General features: G+C 39.7%; 20 protein-coding genes. 7 read left to right on the forward strand and 13 right to left on the reverse strand.

The features are described 5' to 3' along the window. Window positions 1-16: 16 nt before the first annotated feature. The 3 genes from OQ267_RS00575 to OQ267_RS00585 form a co-directional block, all read right to left on the reverse strand. The gene (locus tag OQ267_RS00575) at window positions 17-499 is read right to left on the reverse strand and encodes a MarR family winged helix-turn-helix transcriptional regulator (protein WP_088299637.1); all 483 of its coding nucleotides are present in this window, start codon (window positions 497-499) and stop codon (window positions 17-19) included. Continuing rightward, a complete protein-coding gene (locus tag OQ267_RS00580; protein WP_265834515.1) occupies window positions 499-1,002 on the reverse strand; it encodes a GNAT family N-acetyltransferase in 504 nt (167 codons plus the stop codon). The genes OQ267_RS00575 and OQ267_RS00580 overlap by 1 nt, the downstream gene beginning before the upstream one ends. 102 nt (window positions 1,003-1,104) lie before the next feature. Then, complete coding sequence (locus OQ267_RS00585; protein ID WP_265834516.1) at window positions 1,105-1,677, reverse strand: TlpA family protein disulfide reductase; 573 nt, start codon at window positions 1,675-1,677, stop codon at window positions 1,105-1,107. A 103-nt stretch (window positions 1,678-1,780) separates the two neighbouring features. Here OQ267_RS00585 and OQ267_RS00590 point away from each other — a divergent pair, with 103 nt between their 5' ends. Both OQ267_RS00590 and OQ267_RS00595 read left to right on the forward strand, forming a co-directional pair. Further along, on the forward strand, window positions 1,781-2,113 hold the full coding sequence (locus OQ267_RS00590) for a hypothetical protein (protein WP_088299640.1): 333 nt from the start codon (window positions 1,781-1,783) through the stop codon (window positions 2,111-2,113). 161 nt (window positions 2,114-2,274) lie between these two features. Further along, on the forward strand, window positions 2,275-4,593 hold the full coding sequence (locus OQ267_RS00595; protein WP_265834517.1) for a TonB-dependent receptor: 2,319 nt from the start codon (window positions 2,275-2,277) through the stop codon (window positions 4,591-4,593). A 204-nt stretch (window positions 4,594-4,797) separates the two neighbouring features. Here the strand turns inward: OQ267_RS00595 and OQ267_RS00600 are convergent, their stop codons facing one another. The 5 genes from OQ267_RS00600 to OQ267_RS00620 all read right to left on the reverse strand — a co-directional run bounded on the left by OQ267_RS00600 (window position 4,798) and on the right by OQ267_RS00620 (window position 13,396). Next, window positions 4,798-5,538: a rhamnogalacturonan acetylesterase gene (locus tag OQ267_RS00600; RefSeq protein ID WP_265834518.1), complete on the reverse strand. Its 741-nt coding sequence runs from the start codon at window positions 5,536-5,538 to the stop codon at window positions 4,798-4,800. A 3-nt stretch (window positions 5,539-5,541) separates the two neighbouring features. After that, window positions 5,542-6,564, reverse strand: a complete 1,023-nt coding sequence (locus tag OQ267_RS00605; protein WP_265834519.1) for a pectinesterase family protein — start codon at window positions 6,562-6,564, stop codon at window positions 5,542-5,544. An 82-nt stretch (window positions 6,565-6,646) separates the two neighbouring features. Continuing rightward, the gene (locus OQ267_RS00610) at window positions 6,647-8,293 is read right to left on the reverse strand and encodes a DUF4957 domain-containing protein (protein ID WP_265834520.1); all 1,647 of its coding nucleotides are present in this window, start codon (window positions 8,291-8,293) and stop codon (window positions 6,647-6,649) included. An 18-nt stretch (window positions 8,294-8,311) separates the two neighbouring features. Next, window positions 8,312-10,147 carry a RagB/SusD family nutrient uptake outer membrane protein gene (locus OQ267_RS00615; protein WP_265834521.1) on the reverse strand — a complete coding sequence of 612 codons (1,836 nt, stop codon included), beginning with the start codon at window positions 10,145-10,147 and terminating at the stop codon, window positions 8,312-8,314. 18 nt (window positions 10,148-10,165) lie between these two features. Beyond that, window positions 10,166-13,396 (reverse strand): SusC/RagA family TonB-linked outer membrane protein, encoded by a 3,231-nt coding sequence (locus tag OQ267_RS00620; RefSeq protein WP_265834522.1) that lies wholly within the window; start codon window positions 13,394-13,396, stop codon window positions 10,166-10,168. 259 nt (window positions 13,397-13,655) lie between these two features. Between OQ267_RS00620 and OQ267_RS00625 the strand changes: the two genes are divergently transcribed. Together OQ267_RS00625 and OQ267_RS00630 are read left to right on the forward strand one after the other, a co-directional pair. Further along, a complete protein-coding gene (locus OQ267_RS00625; RefSeq protein ID WP_088299645.1) occupies window positions 13,656-14,690 on the forward strand; it encodes a LacI family DNA-binding transcriptional regulator in 1,035 nt (344 codons plus the stop codon). Between the two features lie 144 nt (window positions 14,691-14,834). After that, complete coding sequence (locus tag OQ267_RS00630) at window positions 14,835-16,019, forward strand: class I SAM-dependent rRNA methyltransferase (protein WP_265834523.1); 1,185 nt, start codon at window positions 14,835-14,837, stop codon at window positions 16,017-16,019. Between the two features lie 267 nt (window positions 16,020-16,286). On the opposite strand, the gene OQ267_RS00635 is transcribed toward OQ267_RS00630, so the two are convergent. Then, entirely contained in the window at window positions 16,287-16,631 is a 345-nt protein-coding gene (locus OQ267_RS00635; RefSeq protein WP_088299647.1) for a hypothetical protein, read from the reverse strand. Window positions 16,632-16,735: 104 nt separating this feature from the next. Between OQ267_RS00635 and OQ267_RS00640 the strand changes: the two genes are divergently transcribed. The 3 genes from OQ267_RS00640 to OQ267_RS00650 all read left to right on the forward strand — a co-directional run bounded on the left by OQ267_RS00640 (window position 16,736) and on the right by OQ267_RS00650 (window position 19,517). Then, entirely contained in the window at window positions 16,736-17,761 is a 1,026-nt protein-coding gene (locus OQ267_RS00640; protein ID WP_088299648.1) for a Gfo/Idh/MocA family oxidoreductase, read from the forward strand. 62 nt (window positions 17,762-17,823) lie between these two features. Continuing rightward, window positions 17,824-18,594 (forward strand): zinc-dependent peptidase, encoded by a 771-nt coding sequence (locus OQ267_RS00645; RefSeq protein ID WP_088299649.1) that lies wholly within the window; start codon window positions 17,824-17,826, stop codon window positions 18,592-18,594. A gap of 8 nt (window positions 18,595-18,602) precedes the next feature. Beyond that, window positions 18,603-19,517: a DUF6263 family protein gene (locus OQ267_RS00650; protein ID WP_265834525.1), complete on the forward strand. Its 915-nt coding sequence runs from the start codon at window positions 18,603-18,605 to the stop codon at window positions 19,515-19,517. A 166-nt stretch (window positions 19,518-19,683) separates the two neighbouring features. Here OQ267_RS00650 and OQ267_RS00655 read toward each other — a convergent pair whose 3' ends face one another. The 4 genes from OQ267_RS00655 to OQ267_RS00670 are packed head-to-tail and all read right to left on the reverse strand — an operon-like array spanning window position 19,684 to window position 22,584. Continuing rightward, window positions 19,684-20,544: a hypothetical protein gene (locus OQ267_RS00655; protein ID WP_265834526.1), complete on the reverse strand. Its 861-nt coding sequence runs from the start codon at window positions 20,542-20,544 to the stop codon at window positions 19,684-19,686. 4 nt (window positions 20,545-20,548) lie between these two features. Next, the gene (locus tag OQ267_RS00660; RefSeq protein ID WP_265834527.1) at window positions 20,549-20,923 is read right to left on the reverse strand and encodes a GntR family transcriptional regulator; all 375 of its coding nucleotides are present in this window, start codon (window positions 20,921-20,923) and stop codon (window positions 20,549-20,551) included. 17 nt (window positions 20,924-20,940) lie between these two features. Next, the gene (locus OQ267_RS00665) at window positions 20,941-21,750 is read right to left on the reverse strand and encodes a hypothetical protein (RefSeq protein ID WP_265834528.1); all 810 of its coding nucleotides are present in this window, start codon (window positions 21,748-21,750) and stop codon (window positions 20,941-20,943) included. A 6-nt stretch (window positions 21,751-21,756) separates the two neighbouring features. Beyond that, window positions 21,757-22,584, reverse strand: a complete 828-nt coding sequence (locus tag OQ267_RS00670; protein WP_265819169.1) for an ATP-binding cassette domain-containing protein — start codon at window positions 22,582-22,584, stop codon at window positions 21,757-21,759. Between the last annotated feature and the right edge of the window lie 136 nt (window positions 22,585-22,720).

Raw genomic sequence — 22,720 nt, forward strand, 5'->3', positions numbered from 1 at the left:
ACCATTCGGAATTCTATTATTTTTTAATATAAACTTCCGCCCTTTGTAGAAAAGTCTTTTCCTTTAAGCCTGCTTCAACCTCGTTTATGGCTTTCATTAAATTATTTTGCGTATTGGTAATATCTGCTGTGGCTTTAATGATCACCTCCCAAACGGGCTCCATGGCAGAAAGAAGGGTAGTTCCTTTTTCAGTAAGCTCAATCAGGCGCTTACGCGTATCTACTTTGTCTTTTTTAGACCGGATTAACTTTTCCTTCTCCAATTCTTTTAACAAACTAATGGTTGAAGGGTGCGCATAACCAATTTCATCAGAGAGGGAAACTACGCTCATCGTCGATTTTTTATATAAGGTATATAATACAGGAAACCATTTTGGCTGAAAATCTATCCCGAATGCTTTATAAATCAGCAAACCATCTTTGCGGATCTGATCACTTAGCCTTTGCAAGCGGGTAGATATCGCCAATAAACCAGAAGCATCAATTACATTTTGTTCCATTAAACAGATTTTAAATGAAGGCTGTAAAAAACATTGTCAACGGGCATCCGCGGAAAGTAAACGGGTAAATCTTCCATTGCGATGGGTTTAAACCCATTACGTTCATAGAAACGACAGGCTGCTTGCAGGATATCCCCGGTTCCTAAATAGATTTCATGCAAATTATTATCTTCACAAAAGGTTAAAAGGTTTTGAAGTAAAGTCTGCGCTACTCCTAATTCTTTCCCACGAAATTCTTTTTTAACAAACATCTTCCTGATGGTACCCGAATGATGGTTCGGTGCCGCAATTAAAGCAATGGTACCAATAAGTTCGCCTTTTAATATCGCTCCCCAAAAGGCTCCTCCAGAACCATCGTAATATTCCTCAATATCCAATAAATCAGGTTGGGCAGCTAAATCGATATCGACCTTAAATTCTATTTGCTGAATGGGCAGAATTAACCCGATAATCGCTTCACAGAAATGATTATCTAACCGTTCAATTTTAAGTTTGTTTTGCATTTATCAAAATTATAACACAAATATACGTAGTCAACTACATATATCACAAATAAATATTATTAGGTCAAATTTCTTGATAATGGACAGTTCATGGAAAGAAGGCTATTTGGTGTTCTTTAGTTTATTAATGAAGTCTACGAACTTTTGATCGTTGTAATTTGCCATTCCCTCATGCCGGAATGATAATCTGCCTTGCCGGTCAAAGATTACGGTTGTGGGCAAGGCACTTTCGAAAACCTGTTTCGGGATTTCACTGGCGAAGGCATATACGGGTAGTTCATACTGGCGGTCTGCGATGAACTTAGCAGATTTTTTAAGGTCTCCATCCGCATCTACAAAAATGAAAACCACATTTTTATCATTTTTAAATTGGGTAAATAATTTATGCAACGAGGGCATTTCTGCCCGGCACGGCGGACACCAGGTGGCCCAAAAATTCAGGAAAATGACCTTGCCTTTTAAATCTCCCAGGTCAACAAGTTTGCCTTTAATATCTTTAAATTTAATCCCATCCAAATCAGAAGCCAATGAAACCGTTTTTACCGGGTCGGGTGTGTAAAATCCGATAGTCATCAAACTACGCAGGAGAAATGCTTTCGCGTCAGGAACGAAGATAATCGTCAGCAAAAGCATGAAAAACAAAATATTTATACTATTTCTCTTAACTAATTTCATGTTTAAGCCTTTAAGCCAGCGAAAATCTGATCATTATGGACATATAATCAATGTTACTTTTCAAAGATATTGTTTTGATCAATAATTTATTACTTTTGAGCCATTGAAAAAGCATCAGCAAAATATTAGAAAATATTTTTCAGCATTTATGCTGTTTACCTTTGCTATTGCCTTAACGCCATGGAGCGTTTTACACCATCACCAGGAAATTCCTGTTTCTAAGAAGGAAGTCAACTGCCATCACCTGACCCACGTTCAGGCACATAGCGATACCTGCTTAGTTTGTAATGCCAGTTTTGAAAAGGATTATGTGCAAACCCATCAGGTTTACCGCATTTTTCTTTCTGCTACCATTTTTAGCCGGAAAGAGCCCGTACTCAAGAGTTCATATACCCAGTTACTCAGCACCAGCTTACGCGGTCCGCCTTTAGCCTGATTTCCTGAAAGGTACATCCCTTCTATATTATTTAATACCTGAGCAAGGCTTTCTAAGCTTTTAACTCGCTATTCCCATTATTACGAATTAAAATCGTTTTGAATCTGCCCTGATGAAATATTTCGGTGGCCATTCATAATATTTATTATAAAAACAAAACAATGAAAAAATTACAGCTTATTGGCTTAGTGATTCTATATACCATATTCAGCAGTACGGTTTTCGCTGCCACTTTAAAAGACATTACCGGAAAAGTAACAGATGCCAGCAACAATCAGGCATTGCCGGGTGCATCTATTTATATCCCCGATTTAAAAGTGACTGCTGTGACCAATACAGCTGGTGAATTTACCTTAAATAACCTGCCTGCAAAGGGAAGTTATCTGGTAGAAGTTCATTTTATTGGCTACAAAACAGCTACACAAATCGTAAACTTTGCTGAACCATCCAATTTAACTTTCGCCTTGCAGCCTACAGCAATAGAAACCAGGGAAATTGTTATTACCGGTAGCATCATCAGCAGTACCAGTAAACGAAACAGTGCATCATCGGCTGTATTAGATAAGGAGCTGTTACTGGCACCATCTACTAACCTGATTGATGCATTGACTAAAATTCCAGGGGTATCACAAATTACCACCGGACCTTCTATATCAAAACCAGTCATCAGAGGGCTGGGCTATAACCGCATTGTTACTTTAGATGACGGGATTAAACAACAGGGCCAGCAATGGGGAGATGAACACGGAATTGAAATTGATCAGTTTAAATCAGACCGTGTGGAGGTTTTACGCGGAGCAGCTTCATTAATGTACGGATCGGATGCATTAGGTGGCGTAATTAATTTACTGGAGCCAAGTACAGCTCCGGATGGACAGGTAAAAGGGGAGTTGATCAGCAACTATTCTACCAATAATGGCCTAACAGCTAACTCTTTAATGTTGACCGGAAATGAGAATGGCTTTGTTTGGAGAGCCCGTGGCACCTACAAAAATGCTTATTCTTTTAAAACACCTACCGGATACTTCCCAAATTCAGGATACAATGAAACGGATTTTAGTGGTATGGTCGGACTGAATAAAAGCTGGGGATATGCTCACCTGAACGTTTCCAATTTCCACAATAACATTGGATTTTATGATCCGTTTCTGGATGCCAATGGAAATTTTGTAAAGGAAAACGGAGATCCGTTTTTAAATTCTGAATTCAAAAGCCGCAGCTTAGATTATCCACGTCAGGACATCAGACATTTTAAAATTGCGTTAAATAATAACTTTATTCTGGGCAATGGTAATTTAAAGGCAGATTTTGGTTACCAGCAAAACCAACGTCGTGAACTGGAAGACGGGCCAAGTCCATCTTTATTCTTTGACCTGAAAACATATAATGCTGATTTGAAGTACTACATCCACGAAACCAATGGATGGCAACCTGTTTTTGGTTTAAGTGCAGATGCCGGACACAGCCAGAATAAAGCCAATGATGAATTTCTAATTCCGAATTACGATACTTATGGTTTAGGTGTATTTGCCTATGCCAAAAAGAACTGGGAAGATAATACTTTCAGTATTGGTGCCCGTTATGATTATCGTAAAAACAATGGCAAACAATTGTTTGTAGATGGCGAAGAACGCTTTGCTCCTTTCCAGAATAAGTTTTCCAATGTAAGTGGTGCTTTAGGTTTTACCCACCAATTTAATGATGAATTAAACTTTAAGGCCAATGCAGGTTCAGCTTTCCGTGCACCTAATCCGGCAGAACTGGCTTCTAATGGCGTACATGAAGGAACCTTCCGTTATGAAGTTGGTAATCCGAACCTGAGTCCAGAACGCAGTTATCAGGTAGATGCTGCTTTAGAATATGAAGGTAAAATCATTAGTGCAAGTGCCAGCGTGTACAACAACTATATCCGAAATTTTATTTACGCTTCAACCAATGGCGAAACGACCATTTCAGAAGGCAGCCAATATCCTGTTTACCGTTATGGCCAGGTGAATGCCAACTTATACGGTGCAGAAGCAAGCTTAACCATCCATCCGGTTCCCTTTATTCATTTCGAAAATACTTTTGGCTATGTTCATGCACATAATAGTACCTTAGACAGGCCTTTGGCTTTTATTCCTGCCGGAACATTGAGAAACGAACTTCGTTTTGAGCCTAAGTTTAAAGGGACAAATGATGCTTACTTATCAGTTGGCATTAACTCTGCGTTTAAACAAAATCGCGTGGATGAAACTTTTGAAACGCCAACGAGCGGATATACTCTACTAAATGCAGGCATTGGCGCAACCTTTACATTAGGCAAACAACCTGTTAAGCTTTCTGTATCAGCAAATAACCTGCTTGATCAGAAATATTATGATGCTTTAAGCAGATATAAGCCAGGACGTTTGAGTTCTGAAAACCCTAATCTGGGCGTTTATAACACAGGCAGAAATATCACTTTTGGCTTGTATGTACCCTTTACGCTAGTGAAATAAATAATTTAACGACTATAAAAGCCGCAGATTCACAGATAAAATTCGGTGAGTTTGCGGCTTTCGTTTTTATGTAATACTTTAAACATTGTAATGAAAGGTAGGATTTAGTACCGGCGTGAAGCCATCTCTCTAAAATAGATTGCTTCGTTGGCTGATAAAGCTGCCTTAGCAAAGACGATTAGCTGAATCTCCTTGCTTAGAATATTATTTTAAACTCTTCGCAATGCTGAGTTGATTTTCTTTGATGCCTTTTGCCACCAAAGCGGCTATTTGTTTTGCCCCATCCGGGTTTAAATGGGTATCATCTTTCTTTCCATTAGGGTAATTTACATTTCCAGCATCCACATGCAGAAACAGTTTTACTGATCCTTCATCACCCAGGTTATTTAATAACTGTTCTGTTTTAGCAAGCATATCAATCAATGGTACTTTTAGGGAATCTGCTACTTGCCTGGTTATGGCAGGATAAGCACCATGGGTATCCTTTAAAATGCCGTTTTTAAAACTTCTCCTGGAGATTGGTGTAAGCAAAACGGGAATGCCCTTTTTACTTCTGGTTTCATTCACATAATTCACCAGGTTCATTTTAAAATCAGTTAAAGAAACACCCACAGTGGGCTTGTCAATCTTTTCATCATTATGCCCGAACTCAATTAAAACGTAATCACCTGCTTTTAAATTTTCAAGGATGGGCTCCCAGTGGTTTTCTGCCCGGAAAGATTTTGTACTCCGTCCGTTCAGGGCCCTGTTCTCCACTTTAACATCACCATTAAAAAACGATTGTAGTTCCATACCCCAACCTGTTTCGGGATAAGCTTCCGGCTGCTTGTTCGCAGCTGTAGAATCACCAATAATGTAAAGTGTTGTTTGTTTTTGAATGAAGGAAAATCCACTCAGGATGATCAGGCTAGTTGCAGCAAAAAGGGCAAAAAATTTTGTTTTCATGTGCTAGTTTTTTATGGTGGGGTTCCAATGATCAGTGCTACTACTGAATATGTTTTTAACCGTATAATCTTTAGCTTCCTGATTCGTTAACTGCCTGCTCCAGTTTAATCTTGTATCCGGAGATGCGCCCGCACCAACGCTTTTGTATTCAGCATAAAAAGTAGTTTTCTCTTTATCCGGAAACATTTTATCGCCTTTCCAGGCATTCCATCCTTCCGAAAGGATATGTTTGCCTAAATCACATTGGATGAAGACCGTTTTGGCAAAGGGCCTCCAGGGTCTGCCGAGATAAACCTTATTGACAGTTTGATCAGCGATCAGTTTACAATTAAGAAAGACGAAGCCAAATTTTTGATTTTTAGAAGTGGCGGCAGCTGTAACATATGAATCACTTAAACTTTTTATTTCACAATGCTGAAATACGGCTGTAGCCTCTCCGAAAATAAAATCTGTAGTCCCTTCAATGATGCAGTTTACATAATACTGCCTGCTTTTTTCTGTGGCGGCATACAGGGTATCCTGATGGCCTAAAAATTTACAGTTTCGTGCAACAAAGCGATCACCTTCTACATGAAGCGCAACGGCTTGTCCTACCCGGCCGGAAGAATTGATGATGGTCAGGTTTTCCAGCCTGCAATTATTGCCCTGAACCAGAACAGTATAAGAGGTGTACGTGCTCATTTTTTCATTCCCAAAAGCATCTTTGTTCAAATTTATCTTTCCTGAATAATCATTAAAAGTAATAATGGTTTTTTCCCTGTTTTCTCCTACAATGCTAATATTGCTTTTCCAGGATGGGATAACCAGTTTTTCCTGATAGACTCCGTTCTTCACTAAAATTTTGACTTCCTTTTCACCCAAATCTCGAGTGGAATTTACAGCTTCCTGAATGGTTTTGTAGTTACCACTTCCATCTTGTGAAACAGTTATTTCGGCCGGATACCTGGGATCCTGCGCATTGGCCTGCATAAAAAACAAAGCCGGTATAAACAGGGCTATATATCTGAATAAAAGGATTCGATGCATATGCAGAAGGTTAAAATCTAAGATTTAAAGATCAATAAAAAAGGGCAGAATAAATCCTGCCCTTTACTAAAATTGAGAGGCTTTAATATGTCCATCTTGGATCGCCAATCGCACCACCTGAATTACCTGCAGTTCTGAGTGTAGAAGTTGCCGGAAGAGAAAAATCAGTTGTTGTGGCAGACCACCCTAGGTTTTGTGTTTGGTTACTGGTTAATGTTGCCGTGCCAAAGGTTAAAGCTGTACCTCCGGTTAAAGCACTTGACAGGTTAAAGTAGTTACTGTTTGTAATGCTCAATATGCTTCCTGCGCCGGTTGACCTGATGGCAGCGGCATTCACGGTACCTGATTTTGGCGTATTTGCAAAAATGCTGTTTTGTATGGTAAATTTAATGGGGTTTGCAGCGGCATCCAGCAAGGCATATTTCGCATTCCCTCCAAAGCCATTAAAGGTTGAATTACTGATGGCTACAGATGGCACTACATCACCGGCATAAGTGGTACTCGCTGTAACCAAACCCGGACCAGCATTGTAAAATGTAGATTTAGATACACTGATGGTATTAAACTGCATTTTATTCACGTGGAAGGTGTAGTATGCTGAAGAACCATTCAGTCCCATTTCATAAACGATGGTATTATTTACTGAGATATTAGTTATTTTAAAATCCCTGGCGGCAGCTCCTCGGTCTCCACGGAGAAATGCTGTTGTAGCACCATGTACAATACAGTTTTCTACCACTACATTGGTGAAGGTTGCTGCTGAGCCATTTGCTGCCTGAGAACCAATGAAGTTGATAAAATAAAGTGCAGCTCCGGCCGTACCATCAAATTCGATTCCTGAAAGCGTAACACCTGCGCCTGTACCCTCAAGATCTATTTCCTTATAATTGACTTTTGTATCGGATGGATTACCGGAAGTCGATTTTAGGGTAATGGTTTTCTGCGTAATAAATGAAGCAGTAGCCAGCGTGTAAGTGCCGGGATTTAATCCGATGATGGCACCATTAGCAGCATTGGTAATAGCTGTGGCCAGGTCATCACCAGGATTCAGTTTTACCGTGTAATTAGTCGGCAAAAGCGTGGTAAACGTTACAAGTCCTTTACTTTTGGTGCCGTCAAAAAGTTCTGCACTGTATAAAACCCCTGCTGTTATTCCGCTAATGGTTTTAATACCGGCAGCTGCATCGGTAGTGCTAAGCGATGTTGTTATGGCAGCACCTGTAGCAGGAGTAAGTACAATTGAACTCAAACCTGTCGTTGGCTTAAAGCGAAGCGTAATATTATTTTCTTTAATGTCGTTATCTCTTACGGCCAGAAACAATTGTGTGCCGCTCAACTGAAACACACTGCTTCTTACATATTTAGATTCAGGTTGATCAGCAGTGGCATTGGCCTTAATTCTGGCGTAATATTTTGTACGAACCGGAATATTGTCTTCAGTAACCGTTACCCCCGCTGCATCTGATGTTGCAGAGTATTTAATGGTTGCAAAGGTAGAATCGGTAGAGAAATCAATACTGTATTTTAAAGTTTTACCTGTGGCCATTAATGGAATTGTCCAGGTTAATTTGGCTTGAGTTTCTCCGGCAGTAATTTTAACTTCACTAGGTTTAAATAGTCTGGCAGGTTCATCCGGCTGATCTTCCGATTTTTTACAGGCATTCAGTGCCATAGCCATTAAAATAAGTATGGCCAATCTGCTGCTGATCTGAGCTATTATTTTTTTCATTATTGATGTTTCTAAGCGTTAATAACCAAAGTTTTGTACCATGCTGGTATTTTCGATCAAAGCAGTTTTCGGATAAGGGAAAAGCTCCTTTTTATTGGCTTCGAAATAAAAGGCTATACCTGTTGAAGTGCTGGTAATTGAATTGTCCTCCGTTACAGATTTTCTCCAATTTTTGGTGGTGTATCCTGTTGGTGCCGAAGCAATGCCTAATCCAGGCGAGGCGAAAACATTGTTGGGTGTACCGCCGTACAAATCTAAAGTGGCTACTTCATTTACACTGGTACCTAAAAGATAATTTCCTTCCTTCGCATAAATATAATCCGGAACTCCGGCATATGCGCCTGTTCCGGCAATTAGTGCCCTTATTTTGGCCCGCGTTTCTTCAAATTTACTTCCAAGTAAGTTCCACCTGATCAGGTCGTATTTCCTAATCGCTTCGCCTCCGAATTCCAATAACCGTTCTTTAACCAATGCATTAAAAAATTCGGTTTTAGCAGTTGGCGCAACAGGGATTTGTGTTTCAAAACCCAGGTAAGCCCGTTTTTGCACTTCCTGCAGGGCGCTTATTGCTGCAGCAGATGGCGCACCATTAATTTCATTATCGGCTTCTGCATACATTAACAATACATCCGCAAAACGGATCAAAGGCCAGTTAACACTGAAATTCTGTGCTGCGGAAGAACCATTATAGGCTGTCCATGACTTGCGGAATTTTCCATCCGTCATGGTAAAAAGCGTGTTGATGATCTTTTTTGAGGTAGCTGTAATTTCGAAGACGCCGATGGTTACGTCTCGGCGGCAATCTTTAGTGACATCGAAATCATAAAAATAAGTTGGAATGGCATTCATCCCGCCACCGCCCGTACCATAAGTAGAAGCGGCATTGAAACGGACTCCATTATAATAACCCAATTTACTATCGGTTGAAGCATTACTTCCAAAAGCAGCCACTTCAAACATCAGTTCATGTGCATCATCCAGTCGGGTTCCGTGCAGGGTTTTAAACACGTTTTCATAACTTGGATTTAAGCTGTGTTCCGACCTGTTATTCATGATATCCAGACACTCGTCAAATGCGATTTTATAATAAGTTAAGTAATCGCTGCTGCGCGTCATCTGGTTCCGTTTCAGGGAATAACCGCCACGCGCCAATGCTAAACGGGCCCGCAATGCTTTGATGGCACCTTTTGTAAAGCGAAAACTTCCATATTCAGTAATGCCACTTCTCCATGGCACCAGGTCTTCTGCCGTTTTTAAATCGGCAATAATTTTATCGTAGGTTTGGTTACGGTCTACATTGGGACCATAAAGTGATTCCGCATCTGCTGATGGCACGAAAGATACCGGCACATCTCCCCAGTTGCGGATCAGTTCATGTAAAAATTGTGCCCTTAATGCCAAAGCTTCGCCCAGATAGCGTTTCATAATGGTTTTATCCGCTTCTGATCCATTGTTATAAAGTTTGGAAGCCGGAATGTATTTAATACAGATATTGGCACGCTCTACCCCCTGATAGAGTTGCAGAAATGGATTGGTAAGATCTGTATTATCAGCACTTGCTCCATACATACTTATTCCACGGCGATCAGAAGAACTGTAGCTCCCTGAGGTTCTGAAATCATCAGCACTGACGCCAAATAAGGTAGAGATCCGGTTGCCATATCCGTTATCGCCACAAAGCCTGTTGTACACACCAATAATAGCTGCATTGGTGTTGGCAGTGCTTTCAAAAACCACATCCGGTGAGGAGGTAGACGGAGATTGCACATCTAAATATTTTTTACAGGCGGTATTGAAGCAAACTGCTGCAATCATGAAGACCATTAAAGCAGATTTTATAAATTTATTGTTCATTTTTCTTTAATGTTAGGATTAAAATACCATGTTAATACCGGCAAGAATATACCTGCTACGCGGATATGCGGCGTAATCTATCCCGGGTGTGAGCGGGTTCGACCGACGGGTATTGGCTTCCGGATCGTAACCGGTATAACCCGTAATGGTATATAAATTGTTAACTGTTCCGTAAACCCTGAGTTTAGAAATGAAACCCGTTCTTTTCATTAATTTCTGCGATAAGGTATAGCCTAAAGTAACGTTGCTGATTCTCAGAAACGAACCATTTTCTATGGCATAGGAGGTAAGTGCATAATTACCGGTTGTTGGCGTCCACATGGTGGTATTGGCATTCATGGCCGTTAATAGATTTGGATCGGTAACTTTCACCCCATTTGCATCAAAGTTCTGCCAGCGATCATTCATCACAGAAAGTAAATTATTGTCTTTTACATTGTATTGTGAAGTAAACTCAATTTTATTGGCATTATAAACCTTGCTTCCATAACTGAAGTTGACAAAAACCGTCATATCGAAGTTTTTATAGGCAAACTGGTTATTAAAACCTCCTGTAAATTTCGGCTGTGAGGTTCCTAAAACCGTCCTGTCATCATCACCAATCATCATGCTGGTTGATGAGGAAAGCTTTTTAACCTTCATGTCACCTGGCTGCGGATCACGACTTCCTAACAGCACCCTGCTATTGGCAACCGTTGGCTTTAAAGTATATGTATAGGCACCCGTTGTTGCATTTTGTACGGACGTAAAATCATCTATGGTATAACGGCCGTCAGAAACAAAACCATAAAACTGCCCTACAGGCTGACCAACTTCTACTTTAAAATCGCCAAGGCTATTTACCCAGCCAGATTGGGTGATGTAGGAGTTTACACCATTTTGAAGTTCAATAATTTTATTGCTGTTGAAGGAAATGTTAAAACTGGTAGTGTAATTAAAATTCTGCGTTTTTACCGCCTGATAATTTAATTGTACCTCAAAACCTTTATTTTGCGTTTTACCTACATTTTGTTGTTGGGTAGCATAACCCGTAGTTTGCGGAACATTGGCATTTAAGAGCAGGTTTTTAGTCCTGTTGTCGTAATAATCCAGGTTAAGGGAGAGCCTGTTTTTGAACAGGTCGATATCAATCCCTAAGTTTTTAGAAAGATTGGTCTCCCAGGTAATATTCGGATTGGACAAAATATTACCCGTGGCCGTACCGGAAATCAAACCCGGAGTAACGACATTATCTCTGTCGGCATAACCACCAGTAGTAGAACTGATGTAAAACAAGGTTCTGAATAAATCCTGGCCAATACGGTTGTTTCCGGCAGCACCATAACTCATCCTGACTTTAAAGTTTTCCAGCCAGTCAAGATCCAGGTCCTTCACGAATTTTTCTTCGGTTACCCTCCAGGCCAATTGGGCCGATGGGAAATAGCCCCATTGCTTGCCTTCCGCAAATAAGGAAGAAGCATCCGTTCTGAAGTTTACAGTAGCTAAATATTTGTTTTTGAAGGCATAAGAAAGCCTGCTGAATAGGGAGAACTGCCTTGTTCCGGTAATTAAAGATATTGGCCTTTCTTGTACCGTATTTGGCGGAGCCGCACTTTTAAAGGCATCTTCGGCAGAAATATTTATAGGAAAAAATTTAGTGGTGGTAGACCTGGAATCGATGTCGATCATGTTAATTTCCTGTCCAACCAGAATATCTAAACTGTGGTTTTTACCCAAATCTGGTTTATAAGAAAGGGTATTGGTATTGATGAAAGACTTTTGTGATACGGTATCCAGTTGAATGGCTGGTAAGCCTGCGCTGTTTCTGGCCACGTTACTTACGGGACCGTTAAAGGTATTAATGTGCCTGCTCACCCTGTTGTAACCTACAGTACTTTTAAAAGTCAGGTTTTTTAAAATGGAATATTGTGCATAAGCACTGCTGATCAGGTCATTTCTGTAATCGTATCTCAATTCCTGGTTGGCCAGCGTAATGGGATTGGATAAACCTGTAGTGAGGTAATCTGCATCAAATAAATCGCCACTGTCGCTCCCGCCCGAATATGGCTGATAACGCACCGAGTTTCTTAAGCGATTGGTGCCTTGTGATCCTGTTGATGTTGTACCTACACCATCCACACGCTGATGGCTATAACGTGCATTCACCCCAGCCCTTAACTTATCCGTAAATTTGTGATCCAGCCGAACGGAGGCAAAAGTTCTTTTAAAGCCTGAATTCAGCATGATGCCGTCTTCATCCGTATTATTCACAGAAACATTATAGGTTGTTTTTGCTGAACCTCCGGAAAGATTTAACACTTCGGTATGGCTGAAAGCTTGTCTGCCAAAAACTTTGTCCTGCCAGTCAATGTTCGGAATATTTTGATAGATATCTAAATCCTCAAAAGTACCGTAGCGCTTGGAGAAACTGTCCTTAACATCCTGTGTAGTATTGTTATTATAAAGTTCGTATTGGTATTTAACAAATTCATAAGGGTTCATGACATCCAGCTTATTTACAATCTGCCTGGCACCGGCATAGGCATCAAATGAGATGATTGGTTTACCCGGTTTACCGCTTTTAGTGGTGATGATCACGACACCGTTTGCTCCCCTGCTGCCATAAATCGAAGTGGATGCCACATCTTTTAATACATCAATGGATTGAATCTCATTTGGCGATAAAATGGATAAGGCGTTTTCAACCTGAATCCCATCAACAATATAAAGTGGTGAATTATCGCCTGTGAGTGAACTTCCGCCACGAACTTTAATCACTACTTCTGCCCCCGGACTTCCTTCTGTTGTGGTTACTGAAACCCCGGCCAGCTTTCCGGCCAATGCCTGTGCTGCAGTACTTACCGGAAATTGCTCAATATCTTTTCCGGAAACAGAAGAAACAGCACCAGTTAATGCTTCTTTTCTTACTGAACCATAGCCAATATTTACCGTCACTTCCTGTAAATTATTGGCATCTTCTTCTAAGGTAATGTCTAATTTACTCTGATCGCCAAGCGTAACCACGCGGGTTTTATAACCCACATAGGCAAAAGTAATAACCGCTCCTTTACCTGGAAAAGCGATTTTATATCCTCCATTGGCATCCGTACTGATGCCAGATTTGGAATCCTTTACGGTTACACTTACCCCAACTAAAGCCTGCCCGTCAGCTTTATCTTTTACGGTTCCGGTGAGCTGTTTATTTTGTGCATAAACTGCCGTAAACCCGAAAAAAGTGAGAAATAATAGAAAGCGAAAAACTCTGCTCATAATGCTAATTAAATAAATACTTGGTTTTAAGTTTAAATGGACATATGCCTGTAGAAGAAAATTCTAAGTCGGGATGATTGGGTTTGTTAATATTTGGTTACGTTGACTGAAACAATTTTACAAACTTAAAATGGATTGAAATCAGATTTAACTAAAAAAGTGTGCAATCGTTCCCAAAAACGTCTATATAACGTTTATTAAATTCGGTTTCAAAATCATGAAAAGAGATATTTTTTGTAACTTGTACGCATCACGAAAAATGAGATTTGAAACTTCTACCATAAAAGATATTGCCAAGGCCTTAGGATTATCCACTTCTACCGTATCCAGGGCCTTGAGAGACCGTTACGAGATTAGCGAAGAAACAAAAAAGCTGGTTTTAGCTTATGCAGAAAAGGTTAACTACCGGGCTAATCCCATTGCCCGTAGTTTAAAAGAACGCAGAAGTTATTCCATCGGAATTATTGTGAGTGAAATTGCCAATAATTTTTTCTCACAGGTGATTAATGGAATTGAGTCCATCGCATATGATCGGGATTATCATGTCATTATTTCGCAAAGCCATGAGTCCTGTAAACAGGAAAAACTCAACGTAGAGCACCTGGCATCACGTTCTATTGACGGCCTACTGATTGCCCTTTCTTCTGAAACCCAGGATATTGAGTATTTACGGAGTTTATATGCCAAAGGTTTACCTATCGTATTTTTCGACAGGGTACCTGAAAACTTTGAAACACATAAAGTTATTGCCAATAATTTTAAGGGCGCATTTGATGCTACTGAACACCTGATTCTGTCAGGAAAGAGAACGATAGCACATTTAACCAATTCCGAAAATCTTTCCATCACCAGAGAAAGGTTAAAAGGTTACCAGGCGGCCCTGGCCAAATATAATATCGAATTTAAAGCAGAACTGGTGAAATATTGCCAGCACGGCGGCATGCATAGCATTGAACTGGAAGAGGCGGTAAAAGAACTTTTACCTTTTAATCCGGATGGTATTTTTATTTCCAGCGACAGGTTAACAACTGGTTGTATCATGGCGTTGAAAAAAACCAATCCGGGCGTGGCACATAAAATCGCCATTGCCGGATTTACCAATTCCAATCTGGTTGAACTCTTCTCCCCTTCCCTTACTTCGGTAAAACAACCTGCTTTTGAAATGGGACAAGTGGCAACAGAATTGCTGATCTCCATGATTGAGGCCAAGCGACCGGTGACTGAATTTGAAGTGAGGGTTTTAGATACTGAACTGGTTAAAATGCAAAAGACTTTAGGAAACAGATTTTTGTAAATAGCTGTGCTTACATGAGCACCGCATTTACTTTTTTAAAATACTTTGCTTACTGGCTATCGGCTCCTTGTTTTACGCTCCCCACCTGTCGCCCAACGCCATCCGCCTGTCGCCAATTTCCAAACTAATACTTACCTTTGCCGAATGGTAGAAATCGTATTAAAAAAGGGAAAAGAGAAAGCGGCATTGCAAAGACATCCATGGGTATTTTCCGGAGCTTTAGAAAAAGTTAAGGGTAAACCAGAAGATGGTGATGTGGTTAAAGTTTTCGCCTTTGATCACGAATTTCTCGCCTATGGTTATTACAACAGCAACTCACGCGTGGCCGTTCGTTTACTGGAATGGGATGAAACCCAAACCATCGATCAAAACTGGTATCAGAACAGATTAACCCAGGCCATCGCCTCCCGTCAGTTTATCCTGAATGAAGAAACCAATACCTGCCGCCTGGTGTTCAGCGAGGCCGATTTTCTACCCGGCTTAATTGTGGATCAATATGCAAACTTCCTGTCTCTGCAAATTTTAAGTTCTGGCATCGAAAAGGTAAAAACAATTATTGTCGACATCTTAAGATCTGTTCTACAGCCGAAAGGAATCTTCGATAAAAGTGATGCGACCGCCCGAACACATGAAGGTTTACCAATTGAAAATGGATTGCTTTGGGGCGAAAATCCACCAGAATTACTGGAAGTAAAAGAAAACGGAATTACCTATAACATCAACATTGCCGAAGGGCAGAAATCTGGCTTTTATTGCGATCAACGTGATAACCGGAATATTTTAGCCAGTTATACCCAAGGTAAAAAGGTGTTAGATTGTTTCAGCTATAGCGGAGGCTTTAGTTTAAATAGCCTGGCCCATGGTGCTGCAAGCATTACCAGTGTAGATAGTTCTGGCTTGGCGGTAGAAACATTGAAACAGAATGTAGCCTTGAATCAGTTTGATCCGGCAAAAGTGAATGCAATTCAGTCGGATGTAAATAAACAGTTGCGTGCATTTAAGGATGCCGGAGAAACATTTGATGTCATTGTACTTGACCCGCCAAAATATGCACCATCCCGCTCTGCTTTAGATCGTGCGGCAAGGGCTTATAAAGATTTAAATCGTTTAGGCATGTTACTTTTGGAAAAGGGCGGTTTACTCGCTACTTTCTCTTGCTCGGGTGCTGTTGACATTGAAACCTTTAAACAAATTATTGCCTGGGCTGCACTGGATGCGGGTAAAGAGGTGCAAATCATTAAGCAATTCTGCCAGCCTGAAGATCATCCGGTACGGATTTCTTTCCCGGAGGGAGAATATTTAAAGGGATTGTTATTGAGGGTACTTTAATAAAATAATCTGTTAAGTCAGCCTGCAAAATTCTTCAACACTTACTTAGGCTATGGAAACTTCGTATTCAATTTTCCATCCAGATCCTCGGAATCTCTGTAATCTGCGGGAAACAATTACCGGCAACGATCTAGATTTAATGAAAGAAGATGAATTGATATTTCCTCAAACTTGTGAAGTTCTTCAGCGGTAAGACCTTTTGAACTTTCGACACTTGATTTCTCCACCATCCAGATCCGTGGAATCTCTGTCTGTTGGAAACAATTCTTAAGAATAAATATCTTCAAAATAACTCACCACCAAAGATTTCATCAGCATTTCCTGTTCAAGCATGGTATAGGGCGGTATGGCCTTGATTAATTTCCAGTGTGGCCAGCCATCCTGATCTAAACCTTCCAGCTCATAAAATCCCATTTCGCTGAGTAGACGGCAGGTGGCAATATGCATGAGTTCTTCTTTTTGCCTTTTGCTATATTTTTTTGGCCCTTTGCCTAACTCCTGCACGCCAATCAGAAAAAGCATCACCTTCAGGTCCGGGAAATCAGAATCAAACTCCTTCGCAATTTTCTCCTGCAATATTTTCCATTTGGCATTAATCTCCGACGGTTTCATATTTGCAAAGATAGTGTAAAAAGGTTCATCCGAAGGTTGAAAAGCTTGTCAGTTTAGCGCAAAACTTTAAACTAGAATCGTACTTTTACGTACAATCACAATTTATGAGTGCAAATTTGAATAAAATAATAACAGCTGGTTTAATGGCCTATGGCATGTCAGGAAAGGTTTTTCATGCGCCATTCTTAAATGCACACCATGGTTTTAAATTGAAAGCCGTAGTGGAGAGAAGCAAGAAAAATGCGGTGAAAGATTATCCCAATATCTTAAGTTACAGCAGTATCGATGAACTTTTGAATGACGAAGAAATAGAACTGGCTGTTATTAATACGCCAAATAATCTTCATTACGAACACTCGAAAGCAGCCCTTCAAAAAGGGAAGCATATTTTAGTTGAAAAACCGTTTACAGCCACTTCTGCTCAGGCAAGAGAACTATTCAAACTGGCAGATGAAGTAGGAAAGCAGATCTTTTTTTACCAGAACCGCCGTTGGGACAGTGATTTTACATCCGTTAAAAAAGTGCTGGCCAGCGGTAAACTCGGAAAGCTGAATGAAATGCATTTGCGTTATGACCGTTATAGAAATGTAATCGGACCAAAAGCCTTTAAAGAACAAGCGATTGAGGCCAGTGGATTGCTTTATGATTTGGGTCCACACCTGCTTGATCAGGTCATCAGTATTTTTGGTAAACCAGAAAGCTTTCACAAAACGCTGGGTAAAAACAGAAAAGATACTGTGGTTGATGATTTTTTTACCATACAGCTTAATTATAATGATAGCGTTAATGTATTTGTTACTTCTAGTATGTTGGTGGTGAATCCACAGGCTGCATTCGTGCTACATGGGGTAAATGGCAGTTTCATCAAGGAGAGAGCCGATGTACAGGAAGAACAATTGCTATCCGGACAAAAACTAACCGATGCCGGTTATGGAATTGAACCTGAGGGAAAGCAAGGTTTACTCACTACTATTGATGAAAATGGTGATAAAACCGAAGAAATTATTCCATCTGAAATTGGAAGTTATCTGCCGTTATTTGATGCCGTTTATCAGTCAATAGTAGCTGGCAAAACTTATCCGGTTAGCCGGGAGCAGGTACTGATCCAACTGGAAATATTGGAAAGCTGAACAGGAACAGGCAAAATTATTTAAAAATCTAACCAATGGCTGAATAGCCAAAAAATACCCGCATGAATTCATTACCTTTTGCCTATTTAATTCCCATATTTTTAATCGCACTTTATTTTATTTTGCGTAAAAAGAAGCCTGCTATTGAGCCTTTAACTGATACAGACCGAAAGATTCTGGATGATTATGTGGGGTATTACCATAACCTTGACTCCACTGATAAACTTAAGTTTGAGCAAAAGGTGGCAGAATTTTTCAGCACGGTTAGAATAGAAGGCATTGGGTTAGACATGACTACATTAGATGAATTGCTGATTGCTTCCAGCGCCGTAATTCCCATCTTCGGTTTTACCGACTGGCAGTATAAAAACTTAAGCAGCGTGTTGTTATATCCGGATACCTTTAACAAAGATTTTCAGTTTGAAGGTGGCGAACGGAATATTGCCGGGATGGTAGGAACAGGCTACATGAACGGACAAATGATTTTATCGCGTTCTGCGCTTCGGCATGGTTTTTCAAAAAGTGCCGGAAAAGAAAATACAGCCATTCATGAGTTTGTACATCTTTTGGATAAATCTGATGGTGCTACCGATGGTGTTCCGGAAAATCTGATGGCGCATGAATATACTTTGCCCTGGATCAAAATGATGCACGAAGAAATGGAAAGAATTGAAGATAATCAATCAGATATCAACCCATATGCCATCACCAACGAAGCAGAATTTTTTGCAGTAGTTTCAGAATATTTTTTCGAAAAACCAGAGCTGTTGAAAGAGAAACACCCTGATCTATACCATGCACTGAGCAGAATTTTTGCGCAGCAACCTGTTTAACTTATAAAATGAATGTGTTCAAAATATTCCCGGTTCTAGGACTTATTCTTATAAGTATAACTGCAGGTGCCCAGAAAAAATATGTGCTCAGGCAAAACTTTCCCATCGGAAAAAAATATGATTTCACCTTGATTTCCGATCAGGTGATTAACCAGAAAATGGCCGGACACAGCATCAACCTGAGCCAGAATATCGGCACAGATTACCTGTTCGATATCCGAAATGGCGAAGGGCAGGAGAAAAATATTGAGGTGACTTATAAGCGTATTTTCATGAAATCTAAAGGAATGGGCAACCAGATGGAAATGGATTCTGAAGATGCTGACACGACTAAGGAAAATTCATTTCGTGGCTTAAAGGATGCAACATTCCAGATGGTGATGTTGCCGAACGGCACCCTTAAATCGGTAACCGGAACAGAACAAATGGTGAATACTATGGTTGAAAAGATGAAGGCAGATACGCTGATGAAGAACAAAATAAAAGCCAGTTTAAGTCAGCAGTTCAATGCAGAGGGAATGAAGCAAACGCTGGAATCTTCTCTTAAAATCTATCCGGATCAGCCGGTTAAAATTGGCGACAGCTGGACGGTTGACACCAGGATGCAGCTGACCATGCCGGTAGAAACCATTACACGGTATACCCTTAAGGAAGTAAAGGATAATATTGCTATCCTGAATATTAACGGCACTTTAGTTTCAAAGGGCAGTTTTAAAAGTATGGGTAACACAATCGATACGGATTTAACCGGAACCAACGTTGGCGATGCCGAGCTTGATATTAAAACCGGCCTGATCCTTAAAAGTCATCTGCGGATGGAATTAACGGGTAAGATGCAAACAGGTGGTCAGAATATTGATTTTGAATTGCAGGGAATTAATAAAATTATGGGTAAGGAACAAGTAAACCCCACAGGTTTTTAAAACCTGTGAGGTTTGGCGCAAAAACCTTGTCGAAAAATCGTCATTTCAAGGACTCTTCCAGTCCACAAAGCAATCTATTTTGTAAGAAAGATTGCTACACTCAAGCTCTAAATCCTGTCCTTCTGTTCGCAAGAACGAATTTATCCTTAAGTATTGCCAGCTGTTTTTATTTTGACGATTGCTTCCCGTAAAATTGCTTCATGTATCTTGCCGGGGTATTGATTTTCGTAGCGTCTGAGAAATTTCCCATTGCCTCAATAACCTTAATTTTATCCAATGAAATGGTTGAACTGCCCTTATCCGTAATCAATAAACGATCAATTTGGTACTTATTTCCATCAACGTCATCTCCTGAAATGGTAATATCAGATTTCCCGGATAATGTAAGCGCTAATGATTTGTAGGAAGATGAAGTGCTTCTGAACTCAACATCCATCAGGTTTAGCTTCAGTTCATTCACTTCATTATGGCTTAAGGAGAAGTCATTTACCTGATCACCATTTACATTTAATTGCGAAATCTTAGTTTTCTGATCAAATGAAACACTGTTTATATTCTTTAGATCAAGGTTAAGCTGCTTGAGTTTTGTATTCAGCTCCAGCTGCAAAACATCTGCAACGGCAAGCTGATTAAATTTCGGCGCAAAAATCACCAGGTTTAAAACGTACTTATCGTCGTCCTGATTTGCCTTTCTGGAAATATTCAACCTTCCATTGGCATCAACAATGGCTTGATAATGTTGATCGTTATCCTCAGAAATTTTATACCCATATGCGGGGTTTTCTACTAAGGTCAGATTTAATATCGCCTTTTCTGAACCATTGATGTTTATCAGGTTAAATGCCTGATCGATTTTATGCGATACGAATGCAGGTGTTTTAGTGTCAAAATGTGTTAAGCCTTCATTATTTTTAATGGCTTCATTTATTGTGATATAATTTACTTTGACGTAGGTGGCAATCACCAAAATGGGAACAATAATCAGCAATGCTGCAAGCGCGATTAATAATTTATTACTTGTTTTCATAATTCTAAACGTTAAAATTTTCATTAACAAAAGTTTCATATTTACGTTGCAGTTCATCAAAGCTGATGTTTAACAAGTAAATATTTCGGAATAAAACGGGTAGCTCATCATCTATAAAATGTGCTTTTCTAAAATCTTTTACTTGGTCTATGGCCTTCTCCGCTACAAAAAAACCTATTCCCCTTTTATTACTGATGATATTTTTAGTTTGTAATAATTCATATGTGCGCATAATGGTATTCGGGTTCACTTCCAGTTCAACCGCCATTTCCCTCACCGATGGTATTTTTTCTTCAGCCTTCCATTTTTCCAGCAAAATATGCTCGCAAACATAATCTGCTATTTGCAGGTATATTGCCTTATTATCTCTAAATTCCATATGTATACCTTTTAATGTTAAACTTCTTTCTCTTTCAGACGGATATAAGTGATGAACCATAAAATCAGGGTAATAATGGCACTCACCAGAAATATCCAGGTCAGCACATCAATCTCTTTAATATGAAGATTAATCCTTGTCATATTCCTGGTAAGTAAGTCACCGGTTTTATAAATCAGGTAACCACCTGCATAGGTAAAAACCACAACTGAAACAGCTGTTTTAATATAATGGAAGCGGTTAAAGTAAATGGAACCCAAAAGAAAAAGACTTATAACTAAAAATGGAAACGCAAAGAAAGCACTGCAATATTTAAGGTATTTTTGATCACTCATCACCTGATCAAAAAGACCATCTGTCATTTTCAATGGTGTTTTTATGTCTGCAGCAGATTTAAAGGCCGACAGGTTGGCGTTCAGGTATTTCACAAAACCCAGATCAATCAGATAAAAAACCAGTAAATACCCAAACAAGGTTACCACTACGGTATAAAAAATGCCGACCATGAACTTTTCAAAGGTTGAAGCCGGGATCATCAGTTCATGTATGGCTCTTGATTTCTGACCAAAATTATTAAAGTAAGTACTGGAAGTGATGCTGATGAACAGAAAGCCCAGCATCAGAAAAAGGCCGTATCTGAAACGCATATCTAGATTGCCATCATGATCAAGAATATTATGATCTCCAGTAGATGGGATAAAATAAGAATAAAAGGCAAATATGATTCCGGCCAGCACAATCAGCGTTCCCAAATAAATTTTCCCAAAATCCATCCATTGTCTTTTTACCAGTAATCCGAACCGGTTAAAGTTGAAGGTATTGTTCATAGGTACTTAATTAAAATAAGGTTTAAATTTTGTTTTCTCGGTCAGTATAGCATTAAACAGCAGTTCAAGGTCGAGCTTGCTCTCTTCCTGGTGGTAGTTTGGCATTACGGCATTATATCCTGACAATGAGGGCTCAGCATAAATAATGCTGTCATCAACCGATTTGATTTTCTTGAAAGTCAGTTTTTCCGTAATTTCTTCTACTGAAGCATGTAAAGCGATGTTGTTTTCATCCAGCATCATCACCGTATCAATTAAATTATCCAGATCCCTCACCTGATGCGTGGAAATAATGATGCAGCAATCGTCCGTTAAGGCTGAAGCCATTATTTTTCTGAACTGTGCCTTCGAAGGAATATCCAGTCCATTTGTAGGCTCATCCATGATAATCAGTTTGGCTTGTGTAGCCAATGCAAATGCAATAATGACCTTTTTCTTTTGTCCGTAACTCATGTGAATGAGTTTCTGATTTACGGGGATATCAAATTCTTTAATCAACTCAGTAAAATAATCATGATTAAATTTTTTATAAAATGGAGCATTGGCATTGACATAAGCATCAATTTTAACGGCAGGCAAATAAAACTCCTCCGGAATGAAGCAAATTTGTTCAAGCATAGCCGGTGTTCTTTTAGCCGGATTAAATCCAAAAACATCCAGCGTACCACTTTGCGCATAAACCAGGCCTGCCAGATTTTTCAATAAACTCGATTTGCCAGCGCCATTTTTGCCAAGCAAACCATAAATATGACCAGCATGTAACTGGAAACTGATGTTTTTGAATAACGGACCGTTTTTGCCATATCCAAAATGAAGATTGTTAACTTTTATCATGCCTACTGTATTAGTTAAATAATACACTAATATAAAGTTGATTTCTGATATCTCCAAATTTTTTATTTTTTTCATTTACAGAGATCGTTTATAACTTGTTTGTAAAATGCACGAAAAGCTCTTTTATATTAAAACA

The sequence above is a fragment of the Pedobacter sp. MR22-3 genome (genome assembly GCF_026240075.1).
GTDB lineage: Bacteria > Bacteroidota > Bacteroidia > Sphingobacteriales > Sphingobacteriaceae > Pedobacter.